General features: G+C 69.4%; 17 protein-coding genes. 9 read left to right on the top strand and 8 right to left on the bottom strand.

What is annotated here, in order from left to right; genetic code table 11:
• Positions 1 to 130 precede the first annotated feature (130 nt).
• Together AB0L71_RS06275 and AB0L71_RS06270 are read left to right on the top strand one after the other, a co-directional pair.
• On the top strand, positions 131 to 2,758 hold the full coding sequence (locus AB0L71_RS06275; RefSeq protein ID WP_365238569.1) for a PQQ-binding-like beta-propeller repeat protein: 2,628 nt from the start codon (positions 131 to 133) through the stop codon (positions 2,756 to 2,758).
• 220 nt (positions 2,759 to 2,978) lie between these two features.
• Complete coding sequence (locus AB0L71_RS06270; RefSeq protein WP_365238566.1) at positions 2,979 to 4,151, top strand: NlpC/P60 family protein; 1,173 nt, start codon at positions 2,979 to 2,981, stop codon at positions 4,149 to 4,151.
• A 613-nt stretch (positions 4,152 to 4,764) separates the two neighbouring features.
• On the opposite strand, the gene AB0L71_RS06265 is transcribed toward AB0L71_RS06270, so the two are convergent.
• Both AB0L71_RS06265 and AB0L71_RS06260 read right to left on the bottom strand, forming a co-directional pair.
• Positions 4,765 to 5,622, bottom strand: coding sequence for a hypothetical protein (locus AB0L71_RS06265; RefSeq protein WP_365238564.1), 858 nt, complete (start codon positions 5,620 to 5,622; stop codon positions 4,765 to 4,767).
• Positions 5,622 to 7,187 carry an AAA family ATPase gene (locus AB0L71_RS06260; RefSeq protein ID WP_365238561.1) on the bottom strand — a complete coding sequence of 522 codons (1,566 nt, stop codon included), beginning with the start codon at positions 7,185 to 7,187 and terminating at the stop codon, positions 5,622 to 5,624. The genes AB0L71_RS06265 and AB0L71_RS06260 overlap by 1 nt, the downstream gene beginning before the upstream one ends.
• A 300-nt stretch (positions 7,188 to 7,487) precedes the next feature.
• On the opposite strand from AB0L71_RS06260, the gene AB0L71_RS06255 reads away from it, so the two are divergent.
• The 4 genes from AB0L71_RS06255 to AB0L71_RS06240 all read left to right on the top strand — a co-directional run bounded on the left by AB0L71_RS06255 (position 7,488) and on the right by AB0L71_RS06240 (position 10,296).
• Entirely contained in the window at positions 7,488 to 8,051 is a 564-nt protein-coding gene (locus tag AB0L71_RS06255) for a hypothetical protein (RefSeq protein ID WP_365238559.1), read from the top strand.
• Between the two features lie 407 nt (positions 8,052 to 8,458).
• Complete coding sequence (locus tag AB0L71_RS06250) at positions 8,459 to 8,815, top strand: nucleotide pyrophosphohydrolase (protein WP_365238556.1); 357 nt, start codon at positions 8,459 to 8,461, stop codon at positions 8,813 to 8,815.
• A gap of 19 nt (positions 8,816 to 8,834) precedes the next feature.
• Complete coding sequence (locus tag AB0L71_RS06245; protein WP_365238554.1) at positions 8,835 to 9,815, top strand: hypothetical protein; 981 nt, start codon at positions 8,835 to 8,837, stop codon at positions 9,813 to 9,815.
• Positions 9,816 to 10,044: 229 nt separating this feature from the next.
• Complete coding sequence (locus tag AB0L71_RS06240) at positions 10,045 to 10,296, top strand: hypothetical protein (RefSeq protein WP_365238551.1); 252 nt, start codon at positions 10,045 to 10,047, stop codon at positions 10,294 to 10,296.
• Positions 10,297 to 11,071: 775 nt separating this feature from the next.
• Here AB0L71_RS06240 and AB0L71_RS06235 read toward each other — a convergent pair.
• The 5 genes from AB0L71_RS06235 to AB0L71_RS06215 are packed head-to-tail and all read right to left on the bottom strand — an operon-like array spanning position 11,072 to position 16,795.
• On the bottom strand, positions 11,072 to 12,319 hold the full coding sequence (locus AB0L71_RS06235; protein ID WP_365238548.1) for a styrene monooxygenase/indole monooxygenase family protein: 1,248 nt from the start codon (positions 12,317 to 12,319) through the stop codon (positions 11,072 to 11,074).
• A 46-nt stretch (positions 12,320 to 12,365) separates the two neighbouring features.
• Positions 12,366 to 13,016, bottom strand: a complete 651-nt coding sequence (locus AB0L71_RS06230) for an ATP/GTP-binding protein (RefSeq protein ID WP_365238546.1) — start codon at positions 13,014 to 13,016, stop codon at positions 12,366 to 12,368.
• A complete protein-coding gene (locus AB0L71_RS06225; protein ID WP_365238544.1) occupies positions 12,997 to 13,410 on the bottom strand; it encodes a DUF742 domain-containing protein in 414 nt (137 codons plus the stop codon). Before AB0L71_RS06225 ends, AB0L71_RS06230 begins: the two co-directional genes overlap by 20 nt.
• Positions 13,407 to 13,886, bottom strand: coding sequence for a roadblock/LC7 domain-containing protein (locus AB0L71_RS06220; protein ID WP_365238542.1), 480 nt, complete (start codon positions 13,884 to 13,886; stop codon positions 13,407 to 13,409). Before AB0L71_RS06220 ends, AB0L71_RS06225 begins: the two co-directional genes overlap by 4 nt.
• On the bottom strand, positions 13,883 to 16,795 hold the full coding sequence (locus tag AB0L71_RS06215) for a nitrate- and nitrite sensing domain-containing protein (protein ID WP_365239092.1): 2,913 nt from the start codon (positions 16,793 to 16,795) through the stop codon (positions 13,883 to 13,885). Before AB0L71_RS06215 ends, AB0L71_RS06220 begins: the two co-directional genes overlap by 4 nt.
• Positions 16,796 to 17,159: 364 nt before the next feature.
• Here AB0L71_RS06215 and AB0L71_RS06210 point away from each other — a divergent pair, with 364 nt between their 5' ends.
• Positions 17,160 to 17,945 (top strand): hypothetical protein, encoded by a 786-nt coding sequence (locus AB0L71_RS06210; RefSeq protein WP_365238540.1) that lies wholly within the window; start codon positions 17,160 to 17,162, stop codon positions 17,943 to 17,945.
• 242 nt (positions 17,946 to 18,187) lie between these two features.
• On the opposite strand, the gene AB0L71_RS06205 is transcribed toward AB0L71_RS06210, so the two are convergent.
• A complete protein-coding gene (locus AB0L71_RS06205; protein WP_365239090.1) occupies positions 18,188 to 18,670 on the bottom strand; it encodes a MarR family transcriptional regulator in 483 nt (160 codons plus the stop codon).
• A gap of 243 nt (positions 18,671 to 18,913) precedes the next feature.
• On the opposite strand from AB0L71_RS06205, the gene AB0L71_RS06200 reads away from it, so the two are divergent.
• Positions 18,914 to 19,750 carry a lysozyme gene (locus AB0L71_RS06200; RefSeq protein ID WP_365238537.1) on the top strand — a complete coding sequence of 279 codons (837 nt, stop codon included), beginning with the start codon at positions 18,914 to 18,916 and terminating at the stop codon, positions 19,748 to 19,750.
• A gap of 228 nt (positions 19,751 to 19,978) precedes the next feature.
• Entirely contained in the window at positions 19,979 to 20,743 is a 765-nt protein-coding gene (locus AB0L71_RS06195) for a polysaccharide deacetylase family protein (protein WP_365238535.1), read from the top strand.
• Positions 20,744 to 20,766: the final 23 nt, after the last annotated feature.

Below are 20,766 nucleotides of genomic sequence, written 5' to 3'. Positions count from 1 at the left end.
GGGGCGCCGTTGTGCCGGCTGCGCTTCACCGGCGTTCTGTACAGCGGGACTTCACCCTGCACCTGGCCAACCTCGGTGCCTACTAGGATCGACGTTCTGGTCCCGGGCATGGTCAGCAAGGGGGTGCGCCATGGAGGCGCTGCGTCAGGACGATCCACGCGTCGTCGGTCCGTACACCGTGCTTGCGCGGCTGCGCGAGACCGCGAGTGCCGTGCAGTACCTCGCACGCGACGCGGCCGCCGACGGGTCCGTAGTCGTCACCGCCGCCCGCCCCGAACTCGCCGAACTGCCCGCCTTCCGGCGCCGCTTCCAGGCGGAGGCCCGCACTGCGGACCGGCTGAGCGGCGGGTGGGTCCAGCCGCTGTTCGGCCTCCCGGACAGCTCGGACGAGGACTGGTCGTGGACGGCCGGGCCCTATGTGCCCGCGCTCACGCTCTCCGAGGCGATCGAGGTCGCGGGTCCGCTTCCCGAGCATGCGGTGCGGATACTGGGCGCGGGCATCGCCGAGACCCTGTCCCGGGTCCACGCCACCGGGTCCGTGCTCCAGGGCCTCGCCCCCGGGACGGTGCTGCTGGCCGAGGACGGGCCGCGGCTCATCGCGTTCGGTCCACTGGGCGCCGCGGCCACCGCCGAGGCCCGGCCCGGCGGGCAACTCGCCGTACGCCTCGGCTACCTCACCCCGGAACAGGTCGAGGGGGAGGAACCCGGACCGGCCTCCGATCTCTTCGTGCTGGGTCTGCTGCTGGCGTATGCGGCCACCGGTACGACGCCACTTGCCGACGGACCGGCCGCCGAAGGAGCCGACCGGATCGCCCGGACCGACCCCGAACTCGGCGCGGTTCCGGCGGAGTTGCGTGGTCTTATCGCCCGCTGCCTGGCAAAGGACCCGGCCGACCGGCCGAGCGCAGGGACCGTGGCGGCCGAGCTGGCCCTCGAAGGCGCCGCGGGACTGGCCAGGGGCGGCTGGCTGCCGGAGCCGCTGGCGGCAGCCGTACGACAACGGAGCGTCGAGGCACAGGCGTTGACCGTGTCCGGCCGCCCCATGGAGGCGTCGGCAGAGGCATCGGCCGACACGGAGGAGGCGGCCGACGAACGGCCCGACGGGCCCCAGGACGCGGTCCCCGGCGGGGAGCCGGCCGACTCTCCCGGCACCACCCCGCCGGGCGCACCCGATGGGCCCGGCCGTGAGCCCGTCCCCGCCGCGGACAACCGGACCGCGCAGCTCGGGGACATCGCGCGCCACGCCCCGAGGTCCGACCGGCCCACGACCCAGTTGGCCGTCCCACGCGAACTCACCCTGCCCGCCGCCGGGCTTCCCGCCGTTTCCACCGCCCTGCTCCCCACCGTGCCCGCCACCCGGCCCCCCGCGGCCCTCCCGCCGGTGCCGCCCGGTCCGCGGCCGGCCCCCACGACTCCCCCGCCCGCCCCCACCGGCCCCGCCACCGACCGACGCAGCCTCCTCATCGGGCTGGCCGCCGGGGCCGCCGGACTGGTGGTCGGCGGAGGCGGAGTGCTCGCGTTCGGATCCGGGGACGGGGGAACGACGGACGATCCCAAGCCCGCACCGAGCCGCAGCGGCCCCACCGTCGCGGGGCTGCCGCCGCAGCCGCGCTGGGTGTACACGCACCCGACAGCCGAACCGCCGCCGCTCACCGCCGCCGTGTGGAACGACCGGCTGCTGATACTGACCGGCGAGGACGGCGCGTCCGGCATCGATCTGCGTACCGGGCGCCGGACATGGCAGAGCGCGGACGCCGCCAAGGGGCGGGCCGCGCTGCCGGCCGGGAAGGATCTCTGTTTCGTCGCGGGTCCGTCCGAGTTCCTGTGGCTGTCGCCGAAGGACGGCAGGGCCGTTCACCGGGCGGCTCACGCGGACCAGTTCGCCGGGGCGCCGGGCCTCGCCGTGTCGGAGATCGTCGGCGCGTCCGGGCCGGTGATCTGGTTCACCGGATCCCACAAGGTCACGGTCAAGGCCCCGCCCCCGAAGAAGGGCAAGAAGCGCGGCAAGGACACCCAGGCCGTCAGGTCGTACCTCTTCGCCTACGACATCGTGCGGCGCAAGGAGCTGTGGCGGACGCCCGTACCCACTGGACGCGGCCCCGCCGCGCCGGTGTACCGGATGATCGCCCTCGGGCAGAACGACCTCGTGGTGCGCCAGACCCCGGCCACGCTCACCCCCGGCGACATCAAGGCCGCCAAGGGGAAAGCCGTCTTCCGGGGCTTCGACCAAAAGACCGGCAAGCAGCTGTGGGGCAGGTCGATCGGCACCGTGGGCCCGGACGGGGCCGCCGTGGGCGACGACCGGGGCCTGCTGTACGCGGCGGTGGGCGACGACCTCCAGGCGTTCGAACTCCCCACGGGAAAGCCGAAGTGGACGCTGTACGGCACCACCGGCACCCCGTACGGGACCTCCGTCGCCGACGGGCCGCTGCTGCACATCACCAACCGCGACCAGGAGGTGGGAGCGGTCGACCGGGACACCGGCCGGCTGCGCTGGCGGCGCTCGACGGAGGCACTCCCGACGAACGCGGCCCCCGCGGTGGCGCTCAGCCCGACCGGCAAAACCCTGCTGGCCGCGGACCGGACCCAGGTCACCGCGTTCACCGCGGAGGACGGACGCCGGCTGTGGAAGTTCCAGGACATCGGGGCCCAGGATCCGAAGGGGCCCACAGTCACCGACCCCTACAGGGTGATGACGTCCGGGAAGACCGCCGTCGTCCAGCGCGGCCGGATCTTCTACGCCTTCCCGGTCGCCTGAGCACTCTCCCCCGGCCCTGACGGATCCGCCGGCGGCCCGTCCGCCGGCTTCCGTGACTCCGCGCCCCCACGCACTCGCGCCCGCCCACCGTCGTCCGGGCGAACACCCCGGCCGCCACACCGTGCGGTTCTTGCATCCCCTGACACCGGGTGAACGTATTGAAACGTTGCGCTCACTCATGGGGCAGCGCCATGCCTGCCCCGTCAACGGAGGTGATGTCGTGTCAGGTGGAGCCCTTCGCGCGGTCTGCGCCGCGACCCTCAGCACGCTCGTCATGGCCTCGCCGGCAACCGCCGCGCCGCTGGATCCCGTCCCCGCCGCCCCCGCCCGGAAGCCGCTCGCCGGCCCCTCCGATATGAAGACGGGCATCACCGGACTGCAGACCGAGCTGCAGAAGCTGTACCAGCAGGCGGAGGAGGCCACCGAGACGTACAACGGCACCGCGGCCGAGCTGAAGAAGAGCAAGACACAGGCCACGAAGCTCGATGCCTCCCTCGCCGTCGCCCGGAGCGCACTGTCGAGAAGTCGCGACGCGGCCGGGCAACTGGCCCGTGAGCAGTACCAGGGACGGTCCGAGATCTCCGCGTACCTGCGGCTCCTGCTGGCCCGTGATCCCGAGCATTTCCTGGATCAGGAGCATGTGATCCGGCGTGCGGCGGCCGGGCGGGCAGCCACCACGAAGCGGCTCACCCACGACGCACGGCGTGCCGACACGCTGGCCACCGAGTCCCGCAGGGTGCTGCACCGGCAACGAGCCCTGGCCGCGCAGCAGAAGAAGCAGCGGGACACGGTGCGGTCACGGGTCAGGGCTGTCGAGGCCAGGCTGGCCGAACTCACCGCCCGCCAGCGCACCGAGCTGGCCCGGCTGGAACAGCAGCGCACGACGAAGGCCCAGAACGCCCTGGTCGCCTCCGGGGCGCTCTCCTCGACCGGATCTCCTTCCGAGGCGGGCGGCGAGGCGGTGAGGTACGCGGTCGGTCAGGTCGGCAAGCCGTATGTGTGGGGCGCGGAGGGTCCGGACTCGTTCGACTGCTCGGGACTCACCTCGCAGGCCTGGGCGAAAGCGGGCCGCGTCATCCCGCGGACCTCCCAGGAGCAGTGGCGGCAACTGCCGAAGGTGCCGCTGAAGGCGCTGCGCCCCGGCGACCTGGTGATCTACTTCCCGAAGGCCACGCATGTGGCGCTGTACATCGGCAACGGCCTGGTGGTGCAGGCGCCCCGGCCCGGCTCACAGGTGAAGGTCTCGCCCTTGGCGTCGAACCCGCTGCTGGGTGCGGTGCGGCCCGATCCGCAGAGCGCGTCGCTGTCGGGGTACCGCCCGCCGCGGCTCCCTCAGGGGGCGTCCGCGGGCTCGGACACGGGGTACGGCTCCTCGTCGGCGCCCGGCCGGTAGGCCGACGCACACACTGCTCTGCCTTGACGGCCGGACCGCGCCCGCTGCTACGAGCGCCTGGCTACCGTCATCGAAGAATTCTTCGACCACCCCGATGCCTTCATGGCGGGCTGGAGTATCCCGCCCATCTGCTGAGCCGTCAGCGAACGAAGACATGCCATGAACGACCGCCGACGGTTGTGGACACCCTGGACGATGGCTCGGTCCAACGCACAAGTCAGCGGCGCGTTCGGGCAGTTCGGAGAGGATACTGATCGCGTTCGGGACGAAGAGGTCGTCGACAGGTGCGTTCGGCCAACCTGTGGCCAGGAGGCCCGCATGGAGGCCCGTCCGGGCTCCTACGTCGAGGTCACGGGCTTGCAGGGACGCTTCACAGAATTACCCCGGACCGCAGGAGTGGTCTGGGGGTCGGCGCTGATGTAGTAGGAGGACTCCTCGTCGGCACGTTCCGTCCGGGACCGGGGTTCGAAGGCGCCGACGCTGCAGGATCTGGAGGAGACCCTGAGAACCACGACGATGCCGGCCACGGTCCGGCACCTGGAGACCGCCTCGGTGGACGGCGCCTGTGCGCGCGGCTGGTGCGACCCCGTAGCCGGGCCTCCCGCCCGCCCGGCTACGGGGTCGCGACGAAGGACCCCTCGCAGAAGGCGTCGTCGGCGGCCCATGAGCGGTAGGCCACGCCCTTCCAGTCGTTGAGGTCGTTGTGCAGGTGGCTTGCGGCAAGGTCTTCCAGGTGAATCCGGAGGCCGGCCGGGCCGGTGGATCGGAGCTGTCGGGTGAGGAAGTACCGCATGCCCCTGAGGGTCTGGTTTGCCTTGCTGCTGTAGCGCTTGCCCAGGCTCAGGAAGTCGAACTGGTACTGGACGCGGTCAGCGAATACCCGGTTCCAGTGAGAAGGCGCGGTGACGAAGTACTTGAGCCGTCCGTGGCTATCGGGGGTGACTGCTGCGTGCAGCCAGCGCGCTGTACCGGTGTGCTCGAAGTACGGGTGCAGAAGCACCTTGCCGGCCTCAGCCGAGGCCTGGCTGCTCTTGGTGTGATTGCAGATTCCGCAGACCGGTACGAGGTTCTGCGGAGCAACACACAGGGCGGGGTAGTCCGCTTTGGGCATGACGTGATCGAGCTCGCTGACGTCGCTGTGTTTGCACATCGGGCACAGTTCGTCCTCGGGAGCGGCCATGAGCGCGTCGTAGATCGTGCGGCCGGGGCCTTTGGTCATGCCGCTGACGTAGGCGATGGCCGTCACCCTGTTGTCGGCTATGCCCTCGATCTTGAAGTCCGCCGGGTTCAGGGTGTGGAGGGTGCGGGACTCGGCGGCGACACGGAAGGCGTCTGCCGCCGTCTGGGCGGCGCTGGCGGCCTCTCGGAGCTTGGTGCCGAGGTTCTCGTTGTCCTTGGTGTTGCGGGACAGGCTGGTGCAGGTCTCCCAGCTGTCCCTGGCACTGTGCGAGGGCGGGTCCAGGGTCCACATCAGTCGTCCTCGTGTTCCTTGTCCGCCAGCAGGATGCGGACCAGGCCCTTGGCCTCGTCACCGAGTTGCCGACCGAAGTGGTCGAGCGCCTCGTCGTAAGTGCCGAACTCCTCGACGGCCTTCTCGATCTCGGAGTAGAAGCCGGACTGCATTACCTCGAGACCGAAGATCTCGTGGGTGAGTACGCCCACGTTCTCGCCGTAGGTCTCGATCCGGGGACGTCGCGCACGGCTGTGGTCACCGTTGCGGCTGAGCTTGAGTACGCAGGAGCGGGGAACCTCCTGGAGAACGACGGGGGAATGAGTTGCGATCAGTGCGACGCCGTTGCGGTTGGTAAGCAGGTGCGACAGTGTCTGGATGAACGAGGCGAGCAGGGGCGGGTGCAGGTGGGATTCCGGCTCGTCGATGAGGACGAGGGACCGCTCCGCGACGTGTTCGACGAGCTTCGTGATGGTGAGCAGCACGATGGCGTGGCCCGAGCTCAGCTCGTCGAAGGCTTGGAGGAGGTCCTGTTCTCTCTCCTGCCTCTCCTCTCCGTGGTCCAGGACCAGCAGGTCGGCTGCGAGGTGGCGGATGGGGAGGTCGGCGATGTGAGGATCCCGGCCCAGCAGGCCGAGGCACTGGAACCACAGGACCGCCTGCAGGGATGCCAGCACTTCCCGGAGTGAGTCCACGAACTCTTGGGCCAGGTGCCCCTCGGCTTCGGCGTTGGGTGTGCGTCCGCCCTTGTTGAGGCCGATGTGCACGTGGCTGGCTGCAGTCTGTGCAGGGGCATCTGCGGAGTCGGCCAGCCGGTCGAACGCACTGAAGGTGACAGACACGACGTTGACGAAGCCGTGGTTGTCCGCGCCGATGTCCGAGGGAACGATGGCGACCGACCCGGCGGTGCCCGGCTGGTTCGGGTGTACGACGGCCTGCGCCAAACCGCGTAGCAGCCTCGTCTTGCCCACGCCGTTGCGCCCGACGAACACATGGATGTTGCTCGGCGGGTTGGAATGCGGGCGGACCCTGAACTCCAGCGGTTCCGTTCCGGGGGCCGGGGTGAAGTCGAACTGGTACGTCGTCAGGCGGGGGCCGCCCATCGCGATGCGGTGGAACTGGCCACGGACGGTCTGTTCCTCGACGCTGCGTAGCAGGGAGGCGGTGGTGACCAGGTGGAATCGGGCCGTGTCGAGTCGTTCTCCGGCCCATTCGGGGATGTGCTGGGGATTGGACGTGAACGCGAGGTCGTTCAGGAGGCCGTAGACGGTACTGGCGAAAAAATCCAGTTTCCTGACGTTCTCGTAGTACATGTCGTCCTGGCCAAGGGAAAACCAGCGCCCGTCGCCCACCTGCGCGAGAGACGCGAAGGTTCCGGCGGGCAGAGGGCTTGGCCCGGGTTCCTGGTCTGCGTGCGCGATCTTGACGCGGCCGATCTCTACCGGCATGGCGTCATCGTCGGGGCGGAACCAGAGGTCGTAAGTGGTGCGGTAGCCGAAGTCATCCCAGCTGTTAGGGACGAGGATGGCCGCGCGGGGGCCGTGGCCGGACGGAATGCGCCGGTCGGGTTGGACTACCACCTGCACGGGTTCTCCAGGCTGATTGGCGGCGGTGATCTGGTGATGCACCATAATCCATCGCCCATCGGCAAGTTATCTGTACCAGACCGCCCCACCGCCCTCTCAGCGCACCCTGCTGGACTGGCAGCTCACCCAAGCCGACTGGGCGATCTGCGACTTGGAGGCCGAGGAGACGGAAGCTAAGCGTCGGCAGGACGTCGCCGGCGGGAGAGGGCGTGGCAGATCCAGCCCTCCCGCGGCGTTCTCGGGGGCGCAGCGCTCGCCGGGATCGTCTGGCTTGGCTTCTTCAACTGGCGCCGGCTCAACATGACCGACGACTTCGCCGCCATCGCCTCGGGGATGCTGGCGGGTCTTTTGTTGCTATGCGTCATTGAGTTCTATGCCGTCGTCAAGAAGGGCGTGCAGCGGGTCGAGCTGGCCAAGACGCAGGCGACGAAACTTCGCGACGGCCCAAAGGAGCCGGGGCCCTGGGTCGGGATCGAGGAGTCAGGGCTTGGCCACGCCATCAGGAACCTTATGTGGACAGTGGCCGCGGGTGCCGCCCTATGCGCGCTGATGGCAGGCGACCTCGTTCTCGTGGCCCTGTGGGCCGCTGTCGACGGGCACGGGCCCGCCCGGTGGCTGGCCTGGGGGACCGTCGCCGCTATCAGCGCCGGGCTCGGCGGCATCCTCACGTACATCTTCTTCAAGATGTACGGCTCGTTCTGGACGATCTCCGGTTCCATTGCCGACATCGAACGCATCGAGGGCCAGATCCGCACAGGCGAGCGGTTTCGCGCCTGGCTGCGCGACCCCGAGCATGCGCCGCACCATCCGGCGTTCGACGTGATGAAGGCGATGATGGACCGCGATCCCGACGGTCCGTCCTGACGCCTCGCTCCGTGGGGCAGCGTCCTTGCTCTCGACAACGTCTAAGCCGATCCGCCTCGTCCCAAAAGCTACTGGGTTACTCGTCACGTGGTTCGCTGCTCGTCAACGACACCCCAACTCTTGGGTGTGGGGCGCCACATCCAGCAACCGAGGAAGTGCTGGGCGCGGACTGTAGATCTGCCGGATTACCGCTGCACATGACAACAGTGACAGCGCTAGATCAATACGTCCTGCCTCGCTGGAGCGCCTCCTCGATCAGATGCTCAGCACTTTCTTGCCCGACGGAGAACCGTCCCGTACAAGCGCCGGCACCCCTGCATGGCCAAAGCTATACCAGGTGGCACTGACGCCCAGGGCCCCCAAGGAGCCCTCCGTCACCTGTCGTTGGGGACTGGTACTCCTTGATCATGACGATCCGATCGCTGCAGCAGGCTCTGACGGACTTCGCCGCCGAGCGGGAGTGGGAACAGTTCCATATCCCCAAGAATTTGGTCATGGCCCTTGCCGGTGAGACCGGTGAACTGCTCGAGGTCTTTCAGTGGCTGACGCCGGAGGAGTCAGCCACGGTGATGAGTGATCCGCAGAGGGCGCCCCAAGTGCGGGAGGAGATCGCTGACGTCTTCGCCTACCTGCTGAGGACGGCTGACGTCCTCGGGATCGACCTAGAACAGGCGCTGCTTGAGAAGATTGAGGTCAACGGCCACAAGTATCCCGTCGACCGGGCACGCGGCCGGGCGGACAAGTACACACAACTGGGGGGTTGAACCAACGATGCGCATCGTCATGCAGCCGGCACGCCGGTCTGAGAAGGTCGTCAACAAGCACTACGAAGACACCATCGCCAGCCCTGTCGATATCGACGCCAATGCCCACCTCCTGGAGCCCGAGGTCGTCGAGCGGCTCAAGCAGCTGTTCCCCTCGGGGCAGGCGCAGATGTGGGGTGTCGTACCCGGGAAGAAGGACGTCAACGTCGCCCAGGTAAAGAAGATGAGCCCCGGTGACTGGGTGTTCTTCACCGGCGACAAGAAGCTCTACTTCGGCGGCACCATCGCCCTGATGTGGCGTAGCAGCGACCTGGCCGAAGAGCTGTGGCAGACAAACGGTGAGGGCCAGACCTGGGAGTACATGTACGCCCTGTCCGGCACCCGCGGCTTCGATATCCCCGTCGCCGAGATCCGCAGCCTGCTCGGCTGGAACCCGAACCGCAACATCATGGGCATCACCGTCTTGGGCGAGGAGGAGAGCGACATCCTCCAGACCTACCTCACCCTCGACCCCGCGCCGGCCGCCGTCCAGCGGAACGACGTCCAGCAGGACGAGGAGGCCGTCGCGGCCTACGACGGCGAGCTTGAGCGCAAGGCCACCCGTGCCCAGCGCGGAGAGCAGGCAGCTCTCAAGCGCCGCCTCCTCCCGGGCCTGACCGGAGAGTGTGCCCTGTGCGGCCGAGAGCTTCCCGGCACGTTCCTGATAGGGGCGCACATCAAGAAGAGGGCCATGTGCACAGACGACGAGAAGCGCGACCTGACCAACATCGCCATGCTCGCCTGCACCCTCGGCTGTGATGCCCTCTACGAGCACGGATACGTCACCGTCGCGGAAGGAGGCGGCATCCAGGTCAGCCCTCTCGCCGCAGTCATCCCAGAGATCGACACACACATCCAGGAACGGCTGACAGGCCGCACCGTCACCTGGTGGACTCCCCAGCGCGAGCGGTACTACCAGTGGCACCGCACGCACACCTTCAAGGAACTGCCCCCAGCCTGAGTCCAGGGTTTTACACGGTATGCGATGGAGATCGACGGGCAATCGGAACGTCCTCGACAAACAGCAGGTCAGGGGATTACGCGGGGCTTCAGCAGCATGCCCCCCGGAGCCGGGGGCATGCCAGCTCCCGTCCGCGGTGCGGTGTGCCACCCTGCCCGACGTCAGAAAGGGACCATGCGTCCACCCGGCCCGCGATTGTCGACTCCAGCCGGAGGGTAGCGGGCTCGACATGACCGACGACCAGAGGAAAGAGATTCGCGATCTCGTCCGTCACTTGGGCGACAGCATCCGCGACCCCTTCTACAGCCCCGCGCACGAAGCCGCCGAGAACGTCTGCTCGGGGGTCTACGAGGCGATCCCCGTCGATGTCCACGACCTCGTGCACGAGGCAGTCATGTCCGGGTACGCTGCCGCACTTGCTGACCTGGAGAAGGGCAAGTTGGACGACCGGGTGCGCGAGCGGTTCGGACTCCTCGACTGATCACCCGCGTCACCCTGCCGACTGGAACGCTGGTGGACTTTGCGCTGGGAGAATCTCGGGAGAAAACCTGGCGAGGGAAGTCTCCGGGCAGGCTTCGAGACCGATGTAGCCCAAGCCTCTGAACTGCTGCTAGGGCGATCAGGACAGGTCGAGCAGAAGCTCGACCTCATTCGGGACGAAGAGGTCGTGACGGCAGCCTCTGACGGCAACGTCTACAGCCGTGAGCCACCCCAGACTGTCGTCCGAGGTGCGCACTGCTCAGCGCCGTCGGCATGGCAGCAAGCAAGGGTTGCACCCGCCTGAACTCCTCAAGCGGGTGTCAGCCCTCAGCCCCAACTCGAACGAGCTGCGGGTCTACGGGCAGTCCAGCAGTCTCATCCGCAGCCGTTCGCGGCCGTTCAGCTCTCCTGCGAGCAACCCGGTGGCCCGGCCCACGGACGACCGTGAACCAGGACGAACGGAGCCGTGCAGAGTTGGAAAGCGTGCACCGCCATCGAGGGGTGCTCCGCTAGGCCGCGCCGTACTCGTGTGGGTGGCCATCCTGCCATTCCACCCATCGTGGATCGAGCCGATTGCCTAAGCCGCCGGCGGTACCGGCTTGCATCCGGCATGTTTGCTCTAGCCGTGCGACCGGCGCAGCCGGGGAGTGCCTGAGGGAGGCGAGAAGGAGCCGCCGCCGCTTGCTGGCTGAGCTCTCCCTCCGGGCCGTCTGTGGGCCGTCCGAGGACGGCCCACAACCACCACCGTTGACCAACGCCAACCGCTGCTTCGCAGGTCAGGCGACTGATGCGGCCACGGAGACCTGAGCCAGGTACGCGTTCGTCTTCTCCGGGTCGAAGAAGAAGTTCTCGAAGTCCGCCGGGTCGTCGAAGCCGTTGGCGAAGCGGTCGGCGACCGGCTGGAGCTGACCGGCGGCGCCGATCAGGTTCAGTACGTGCTCCGGCGGTACGCCGAGCATGGCGTTGGTCCACTTCACGGCATGCTGTGCGGTGTCCCAGTAACGGTCGAACGTGGCCTGCATCCAGTCCGCGTCGAACTCCCGGTCACCGTGCTCGATGATCGAGTCCAGGTAGCTGTTGGCGCACTTGGAGGCCGAGTTGGAACCCTGGCCGGTGATCGGGTCGTTGGCGACGACGACATCGGCCACCCCGAGCACCAGACCACCACCGGGCAGCCGCCCGATCGGGTTGCGCACGGTCGGGGCGTAGCGCCCGGCCAACGTGCCGTTGGCGTCGGTGAGTTCGACCTTGGTGGCGCGGGCGTACTCCCACGGCGTGAACCGCTCCATGAGCTCCAGCGTCTTGGCGAGGTGCTCGGAGGGGTCCTTGATGCCCTGGAACACGTCGAGCGGGCCGCCCGGGATGCCCTCCCAGAACAGGATGTCGGCGCGCCCGGAGATCGTCAGGGTCGGCATCACGAAGAGCTCGCCGACGCCGGGCACCAGGTTGCAGCGGACCGCGTCGAACTCGGGGTGTTCGGGGCGCGGGCCCATGCCGTGGACGTAGGAGACGGCCAGGGCGCGCTGCGGGGCGTCGAACGGCGAACGGGACGCGTCCCGGCCGAACATGGAGACCAGCTCGCCCTTGCCCGCGGAGACCAGCACCAGGTCGTAGGTGCGGGAGAAGTAGTCCAGGTCGGAAACGGCGGCGCCGTGGATGACCACCTGCCCGCCGCGCTGGGCGAAGGTCTCCATCCAACCGGCCATCTTGACCCGCTGGTCGACGGACTGGGCGTAGCCGTTCAGCTTTCCGACCCAGTCGACGGCGCGGGAGGAGTCGGGGGCGGCGACCGATACACCGAGGCCCTCGATGCGCGGGGCCTGGGACTCCCAGAAGTTGAGCTGGTAGTCGCGCTCGTACTGGAGCGCCGTGTCGAACATGCACTGCGTCGACATGACCCGGCCGGAGCGGATCTCGTCGGCGGTGCGGTTGGACATCAGGGTGACCTCGTACCCTCGGGACTGCAGTCCGAGGGCGAGCTGGAGACCGGACTGGCCGGCTCCGACTATCAGTATCTTCCGCATCGGGGCTCTCCGTTACGTGTGCGTGCGAGCTAGGGCGGTCACGGCGCTATGCCGGGGTGGCGTCGAGGGCGTGACCGACCAGGGTCAGCAGCGACTCGACGACGGTGATCCTCCGGCGCGCGTCCATGATCACCACAGGCACCTGCGGCGGCACCGACAGGGCCTCCCGGACGTCCTCGGCCTCGAACTCCGTCGTTCCCTCGAAGTGGTTGACGGCGACGATGTACGGCAGGCCGCAGCTCTCGAAGTAGTCGAGGGCCGGGAAACAGTCGGAGAGCCGCCGGGTGTCGGCGAGCACGACCGCACCGATCGCACCGCGTACGAGGTCGTCCCACATGAACCAGAAGCGCTGCTGGCCCGGGGTGCCGAACACGTACAGCACGAGGTCGTCGTCGAGCGTGAGCCGGCCGAAGTCCATGGCGACGGTCGTGGTGAGCTTGTCGGGCGTCGCGGAGAGGTCGTCGGTCTCCTCGCTGGCCCGGGTCATCATCGCTTCGGTCTTCAGCGGGGTGATCTCGGAGACCGATCCCACGAAGGTCGTCTTGCCCACACCGAAGCCGCCGGCGACCACGATCTTGGCGGCGGTGGGAGCCTTGGTGTGGTCCAACTGCCATGCCTGCAGCGATTCTTCGGCCTGGTCCCTGGGCCCCGGCTGGCGCGGGGCGAAGAGCGGCGCCTCAGAGACGACGGAGTCCATTGAGCACCCTTTCGAGCAGTGCGCGGTCGGGCTGTCCGGTGCCGTGACCGGTCCCGTACACGCGGATCCTTCCCTGGTCCGCCAGGTCGCTGAGCAGCACCCGGACCACACCGAGCGGCATCTTCAACAGGGCGGAGATCTCCGCGACCGTACGCATCCGGCGGCAGATCTCGACAATGGCCTGGAGCTCCGGCATGATCCGGGTGCCCAGGTTGCCGTTGGTCAGCTCGCGGCGTTCCTCGGGCGCTTCCAGCGCGGCCACGAAGGTCTCGACGAGCAGGACGTGCCCGAAGCGGGTGCGGCCGCCGGTGAGCGCGTACGGGCGGACCCGTGCGGGCCTTCGGTCCAGCCCGCGGACGGGCAGCCTGGGGGCGGGTTCAGCAGCGGGCTTCACTGGGCGCTCTCCATCGATTTGCGCAGTTCACTGCGGAGTTCGGGGGTGAGTACGTGTCCGGCCCGGCCGACGAACAGCGCCATGTGGTAGGCGATGACGCTCATGTCGCAGTCCGGGGTGGCGTGCACCCCGAGCAGCGAGCCGTCGCTGATGGACATGACGAAGACGCTGCCCTCGTCCATGGCGACCATGGTCTGTTTGACACCGCCGCCGTCCATCAGCTGGGCAGCGCCGAGGGTGAGGCTGCCGAGCCCGGAGACGATGGTCGCCAGGTCTGCGCTGGAGCCTCTGGGGCCGTCCTGCCCACTGGTACTCGGAGAGACCAGATGTCCGGGGTCGGAGGAGAGGAGCATCAGACCGTCGGAGGAGACGACGGTGACCGAGCGGACCCCTGGCACCTCCTCCACCAGATTGCTCAGCAACCAGTGAAGGTTCCGGGCCTCGGTACTCAGCCCGAATGTGCTGGGCGCAGTCAACTGCGTGCCTCCTCGACTGTGTCCCCCGTCTCATCTGTTCGGCTGTCGCTGTGGTCGGCCGGCCCGCCGTGTCCAGTGGCTGCGGCGTACGCGGCGGCACCGGTCGACGACGGGTCTGCCGTGAGTTCGGCGATCTCCGCCTCGACGTCCCGGCGACCGTCCCTCGCGCCCTGGTGGAAGCCGCCGAGCCGGAGGCGCAACGCCTCCTTGTCCAGGGTTCCCTTGCGCTCGGAGCCGGGCGCCGTGCCGGCCTTGACGACCTTGGGGGTGCGCTTGGGCAGCCCCTTGTCCGTGAGGCGCTCCGGCTGCTCCGGCTGCCGGGGGGACGGCACGGTGGCGTCGGGCGCGGGGTGCGGTTCCGGGTCGGGCGCGGGGACCGGGGCGGGCGCGGTGTACGGCTCCGGGTCGGGCGCGGGGCGCGGGGCCGGGTCGGGCACCGCGGACTCGTCGGGGGTGCGCTCGTGGCGGTCCGGGCCGATGGCGTACGGGTCGGGCGCCGTGCTCCCGGGGGCCTCCTCCGCGGGCTCCGGGACCACCGGCAGCCGCACCTGCATGGTGACTTCGGCCCGGGTCTCGGCGGCGGCCGGAACGGGTGCGCCGTCCGTCTCGCGCCCTGGCTCGGCGGCGGCCCCGGACTCGCGGATGGCCCGCTCGGCCGCGGCGATGAGCGGGTCGCCGGTCTGCCCGGGCGTACGTCCGGGCAGCGTGTTGGAGTTGGCCTCGGCGACCGACCCCGGCAGGTTGAGTGCGGGCGCGTTCCCGGCGACCTTCACCGGCGGCGGTGTGGCGGCCGACGGCGCCTTCGGCAGCAGCGTCTGGGGCAGCACGACGACTGCCGTGACGCCGGTGCCCTTGTGCTCGCGCAACTCGACCCGTACGCCGTGGCGGGCGGCGAGCAGGGCGGTGACCTGGAGGCCGAGCCCGGCCCCGTCCGCACTCTGCTCGCCGGCCTCGAAGAGGGCGGGATCGCCGAGCCTGGTGTTGAGTTCACCCATCCGCACGGTCGACATCCCGATGCCCTCGTCCTGGATGGAGAGCATCACCTCTCCCGTCTCCAGCAGCCATCCGGAGAGCTGTACGGAGGAGTCCGGCGGTGAGAAGGAGGTGGCGTTCTCCAGCAGCTCGGCGACGAGGTGACTGAGGTCGTCCGCGGCGAACCCGGCGATCTGGGCATGCGGCGGCAGGGACTGGATGGCCACCCGTTCGTACCGCTCGATCTCCGAGACGGCCGCGCGCAACACGTCGACCAGCGGGATCGGGCCGGCGTGGGCGTGCCCGTGTTCGGCGCCCGCGAGGACCAGCATGTTCTCGCTGTGGCGGCGCATGACCGTGGCCATGTGGTCGAGCTTGAAGAGAGTGGCCAGCCGCTCCGGCTCGTGCTCCCGCTCCTCCAGGCCTTCGATGACACCGAGCTGGCGCTCGACGAGACCGAGGTTGCGCAGCGAAAGGTTGACGAAGCTGTGGTGGACGGTGTTCTTCAGCCGTTCCAGCTGGGCGCTCAGGTCGGCTGTCAGGGACTGGAGTTCGGCGCGCTGGGCGGCGAGTTCCTCGCGCCCGGCGATCAGCTCGGTGTGCTCGGTCTGCAGGCTGTCGGAGCGGCCGTCGAACGCGAGGAGCAGTTCCTGGAGCCTGCCGTGCAGAGCGTTCATCGACCGGACGACCTGGGCGAACTCGTCGTTGCGGCCGGTGTAGCGGACCGGTTCGGCGGTGGCGGGTTCCGCGGCGAGGCGGGCGGCACCGATCCGCAGGACGGCGAGCGGCTGGGTGAGGGTGCGGGCCACGGCGGTGGCGACCGCGACGGCGAGCAGCAGGCAGCCACCGAGCAGTGCGACCCGCAGTTCGAGCGCGGTGACGTCGTCGTCGCGCAGTTGCTCCAGGCGCTGGACCTGCGCGGTGCCGAGAGCGGACTCGACGCTCCGCATCCGGTCGATCCGGGCGGAGAGTGCCGCCTCGACCTTCTTCCGGTCGGCCTGCTGGTCGGTCTCCGACAGTTCGGGGCGGTCCGCGAGGGAGGCGAGGTACTTCTCCGCGCGGTCGACCTCGGGACCGGTGACGGCGGACGACAGTCTGTCGCGGGCGCCGGCGTTCGCGGTCTGGTCGAAGTCGGCGAGCGAGGAGAGCTCGCGGACCCGGGCCTGCTGGGCGGCGGTGCTCAGCTCGTCACGGGTGCGTGCGTCCTTGCTGGTGGTCTCGCCCTGGGTCTGCACGGGCAGTCCGGTGAACGGGTCCGTCTGCGGGACCGTGACCTCGCGGGGCACCGAGAGCGCCGCGATCAGCAGCCCGCGGGTGGCGGACGCCTGCTCGGTGGCCCGGCCGAGGGCGACGGGGGCGCGGGTGGCCTCGGCGGCGCGCGGCGGGGTCCTGTCGGCGATGTCCTCGGCGACGGCCTGGAGTTTGGCGATGACCTCGGAGTACGCCTGATGGGCCGCCGACGCGGTGCCCTTGCCGCTGAGCGCTTCACGGCGCAGGGACGGGATGGTGGAGAGGTCACGGCGCAGTGCGACGGGGGCCGCGGCCCTGATCTCTTCCACACGCTGGTCGACGCGGGCGCTCCGGCTGCCGGGGTCGCCCTTGCCCTCCTTCGCGGTGCCGTCCTCGTCACGGCCGGCCGCGAGGGAGGCGGTGACCTCGTCGCGCTCGTCGGCGAGAGCGTGGGCGAGCGCGATGGCCTGCTGGTTCAGCTCGGCGAGGGTGACCAGCCGCTGGGACTCGTGCAGGTCGGAGGATGCGCCGAGGACCGCGGGTGCGCCCGCGGCGATGACGGTGACGCCGACGACCGCGACACCGGCGACCAGCCGACTGCGTACCCGCACGGCGCGGCGGGGGCTCTCGCTCTCGGCGGATGCCAGGGACGTCTCCCCGGAACCGCTGTGCTTGCTGCCCTTGCTCCGAGGCCGCTTCTTCTGCACCGGTGCTCGCATTCTTGACTCGTCCGCCCTGGAAGCAGAGGTGACGCACGGTCACATGTGCACGAGCGCCCGTCCCCTGGTACGGCTTCCGACCATTCCAGTGCTTGCAAGGGGAGGGCGCGCATCAATCACTCCGCCACCTGAACGAGTGAACATCACTCCCGAGTTGGTGAACAAGTCATCCTGAGGGCGTGTCCCGGGCGGTTGGAACGTCGGCTGGAACTTCCGCCCGGGCTTTGGCAGGATGCCCGCCCGCACCCCCTCTCGGAGCCTCCCCTTCCGCTCCAGCCACCTGTCTGACCTGCTGGTACAGGCCAATACAGGCCGGTGCAGGGCTCGTGAAAGCGTCGTGCAGACTGGCTGTATGCGCATCGATCTCGCCACCGTCGCCGGCCGCGCCGACCGGCCGAACGAGGACTGGGCCGCCACCGCTCTGCCCGCTTTTGGCCAGGGCGGGACGCTGGTCCTGCTCGATGGCGTGACGCCGCCGTCCGGAGATGACGGTTGTGTGCATTCGGTGCCCTGGTTCACCGCGCGGCTGGGCGGCTCACTGATCGAACTGTCCGGTTCTCGACGGGATCTGAGCCTCCAGGAGATCCTGGCGGCGTCCATCCGGCGCACCGCTGACGCGCACCGCTCCCTGTGTGACCTTTCTCACGTGCGCACACCTCAGGCGACGGTCGTCATGGCACGTTGGGGCGAGTGCGAGATCGAACACCTGGTGCTCTCCGATTCGGTCCTGCTGTTCGAGGGTCGCGACGGCACCGTGCGCCCGCTCCTCGACGACCGGCTGGCCCGGCTGCCGCCGGGCTCGCTGGCCAGTGAGGCGGTCGTCGATGCGCAGTTGCGGAACAAGGAGGGCGGCTTCTTCACCGCCGCCGCCGACCCCTCCGTGGCGGATCGCGCGGTCACCGGGCACACCCCGCGCGGCGAGGTGCGGGCGCTGGCCGCACTGACCGACGGGGCGGCCCGCTGGACCGAGATGTTCCACGCGGGCGACTGGGCGGACTGCTTCGGAGTGCTCGGCAAGGAGGGCGCCGAGGGGCTCATCGCGCGCGTCCGGGCACTGGAGGACGCGGACACGGAGCGCGTGCACCTGCGCCACAGCAAGACCCACGACGACGCGACGGCGATCCACGCCGCCCTGTGAGGTGCCCGGCGGCACCCGCCGGACGGGGAGTCGCGGCCGGACGGCAGGCGCCGGACCGGCGAGGACCCCAGTGCCGCAACAGGCAACGTTCGCCCCGTCGCGACGCCCGGCACGCCCTCTCGCCGCACCGGACGAAAGCCCAAGTACGTCCAGTACGAGGACTTCCGGCCGGCACGCCGAGAGCACGCACCGGACGCCGCTCCTTGACGGGCAAACATTGCCTGCCGCGGCACTAGCTGCTCTCAGCGCTCGGCGCGAGCGTTCAAGTGGTGCAGCAGCCGGGCCAGTTCGGCCACCTCGGCCCGGTCCCAATCGGCCAGTTTGCGCGCATAGCGGTCCCGGCGGGCGTCGCGGACGCTGCGGTAGCGGGCCAGGCCCTCGGTGGTGAGCTGGACGAGGGAAGCCCGGCCATCCACCGGATCGGGCTCGCGTACCACCAACCCGAGGCCCTCCAGGGCGCGCAGTTGACGGCTCATCGTCGCCTTGCCGACTCCGAAGTAGGCGGCGAGATCGGTGGCCCGCTGCGGTCCGGCCGACTCCAGACGGACGAGAAGTCCGTATGCGGCGGCCTCCAGTTCGGGGTGGACCTCGCGCGCCAGCTCGCCGGAGTTGGCCCGCGCCCTGCGCAGAAAGACGGCCAACTCCCGTTCCAGGGAAAGGAATGCGTGGTCCACACCACTTTCTCCGGTCGCGCCGGGTTCACTCCCGCTTTCACTCCCGTGCACGTCAACACCCCTCATGAGCTTTCCTGTCGCTGAAAATTTCTTTCACCACTGGTCATCGCCGCAGCTTGGCCAGTATTTCGCAGGCGTAGACCAACGGCGGCTGCCAGGCCCTCTTCCGCAGTGGGGTCTACGTGCGTAGCGTCATGCCTGGCATGTTCACACCATGACCTGCCAACAGGGGTACGCGCCCGGCGTTCCCCTGGCACCAGCACGTCCCCCCACCGAGGCCCCGGAGGCACTCACATGCCCGTGCTCAGATTCCGATCCGGAACGTCCCGCCGTTCGCGCTTCGCCGCGGCCGGAACCCTGCTCGCCGCCCTCTCCCTCCTCCTCACCCTGCCCGGCGCGGCAAGCGCCGACGACGCGGCCACGCCCGAGCGCGGCACCGCCACGATGGGCATGGGCGTCCTCGCCAACGAAGGCCAGAGCGGCACGCCGCGCGGCACCCGCGCCACCCAGACCGAAGGTGTCGACGTCGCCGGCTACCAGGGCAACGTCGCCTGGTCGACGCTCTGGAGCAGCGGCATCAAGTGGGCCTACGTCAAGGCCACCGAGGGCACCTACTACAAGAACACCTACTTCACGCAGCAGTACAACGGCTCGTACAACGTCGGGATGATCCGGGGCTCGTACCACTTCGCCACGCCGGACACCACGAGCGGCGCCACCCAGGCCACCTACTTCGCGAACAACGGCGGCGGCTGGTCCGGGGACGGCAAGACACTGCCCGGCGTGCTCGACATCGAGTGGAACCCGTACGGCGACTCCTGCTACGGCAAGACGGCATCGGGCATGGTGTCCTGGATCAAGGACTTCACCACCACCTACAAGTCGCTCACCGGACGCGACGCGGTCATCTACACCTCGACCAGCTGGTGGACGAGCTGCACCGGCAACAGCTCCGCCTTCGGCTCCACCAACCCTCTGTGGGTGGCCCGCTACGCCTCCGCGGTCGGCACTCTCCCGGCCGGCTGGAGCTACTACACCATGTGGCAGTACACCTCGTCCGGCGCCACGGTCGGTGACCACGACTACTTCAACGGCGCTCTCGACCGCGTGAAGGCCCTCGCCACCGGCTGAGCCGTCGGCGCATCCCTCCCCGTTCCCCCCACGCGCGACGCTCCACCCGGCAGAGCCCCCGACGGCCCACCCAGCCATCGGGGGCTCCGCCCTGTTCGCCGCTCCCGGCCGCCCTCCCCCGGGCCGGGAGCCACTATGAACTGGATGTATAGACGGTGTGTATAGTCCTGCTCCGCCGCACACCGCGCGCCCTGTTCAACCCTGTTCAGCCCTGGAGGAGTGACCGCGTTGTCCCTGAAGACGAAGTCGGCCGGCGCCGCGTTGGCCGGCGCCCTTGTGACCGTGCTCACCCTGGCGCTGAGTGGGTGCTCCCTGCAGACCACCGCCCCGGCCTCCGCCAGGGCCGACGCCGGCACGGACGCCAAGGGCTCCTTCGGCCCGGTGGACTGCCGCAAGGCGAAGTGCATAGCGCTGACCTTCGACGCCGGTCCGGGCAAGGACACCCCTCATCTGCTGGACGTCCTGAAGGAGAAGAAGGTGCACGCGACCTTCTTCCTGCTGGGCAGGAACCACGTCCTGAAGCACCCGGACACAGTGCGCAGGATCGCGGCCGAGGGGCACGAGGTGGCCAACCACACCTGGTCCCACGAGATCCTGACGGACAAGAAGCCGGACGAGATACGGTCCGAGCTGGAGCGGACCCAGGTCGCGATAGAAGAGATCACCGGCCAGAAGCCGCGGCTGATGCGCCCGCCGCAGGGCCGCACCGACGACACCGTCTCGGAGATCAGCAAGGAGCTCGGGCTGTCCCAGATCCTGTGGAGCGCCACCGCCAAGGACTACTCCACGAACGACTCGGCGCTGATCAGGAAGCGCATCTTGGACCAGGCGAGCCGGGACGGCGTCATCCTGCTGCACGACATCTACCCGGGCACCGTGCCCGCGGTACCGGGCATCATCGACGCACTCCAGAAGCAGGGCTACACCTTCGTCACGGTCCCGCAGCTGATGGCACCGGCCGAGCCGGTCCCCGGAACCATCTACCGCCCCTGACCCGCACGGCCGCGGCACACGGT

The organism is Streptomyces sp. NPDC052052 (genome assembly GCF_040680455.1).
Lineage (GTDB): Bacteria > Actinomycetota > Actinomycetes > Streptomycetales > Streptomycetaceae > Streptomyces.
Note: the sequence above shows the minus strand (reverse complement) of the source record. Positions and strands in the feature narration are given on the sequence as shown.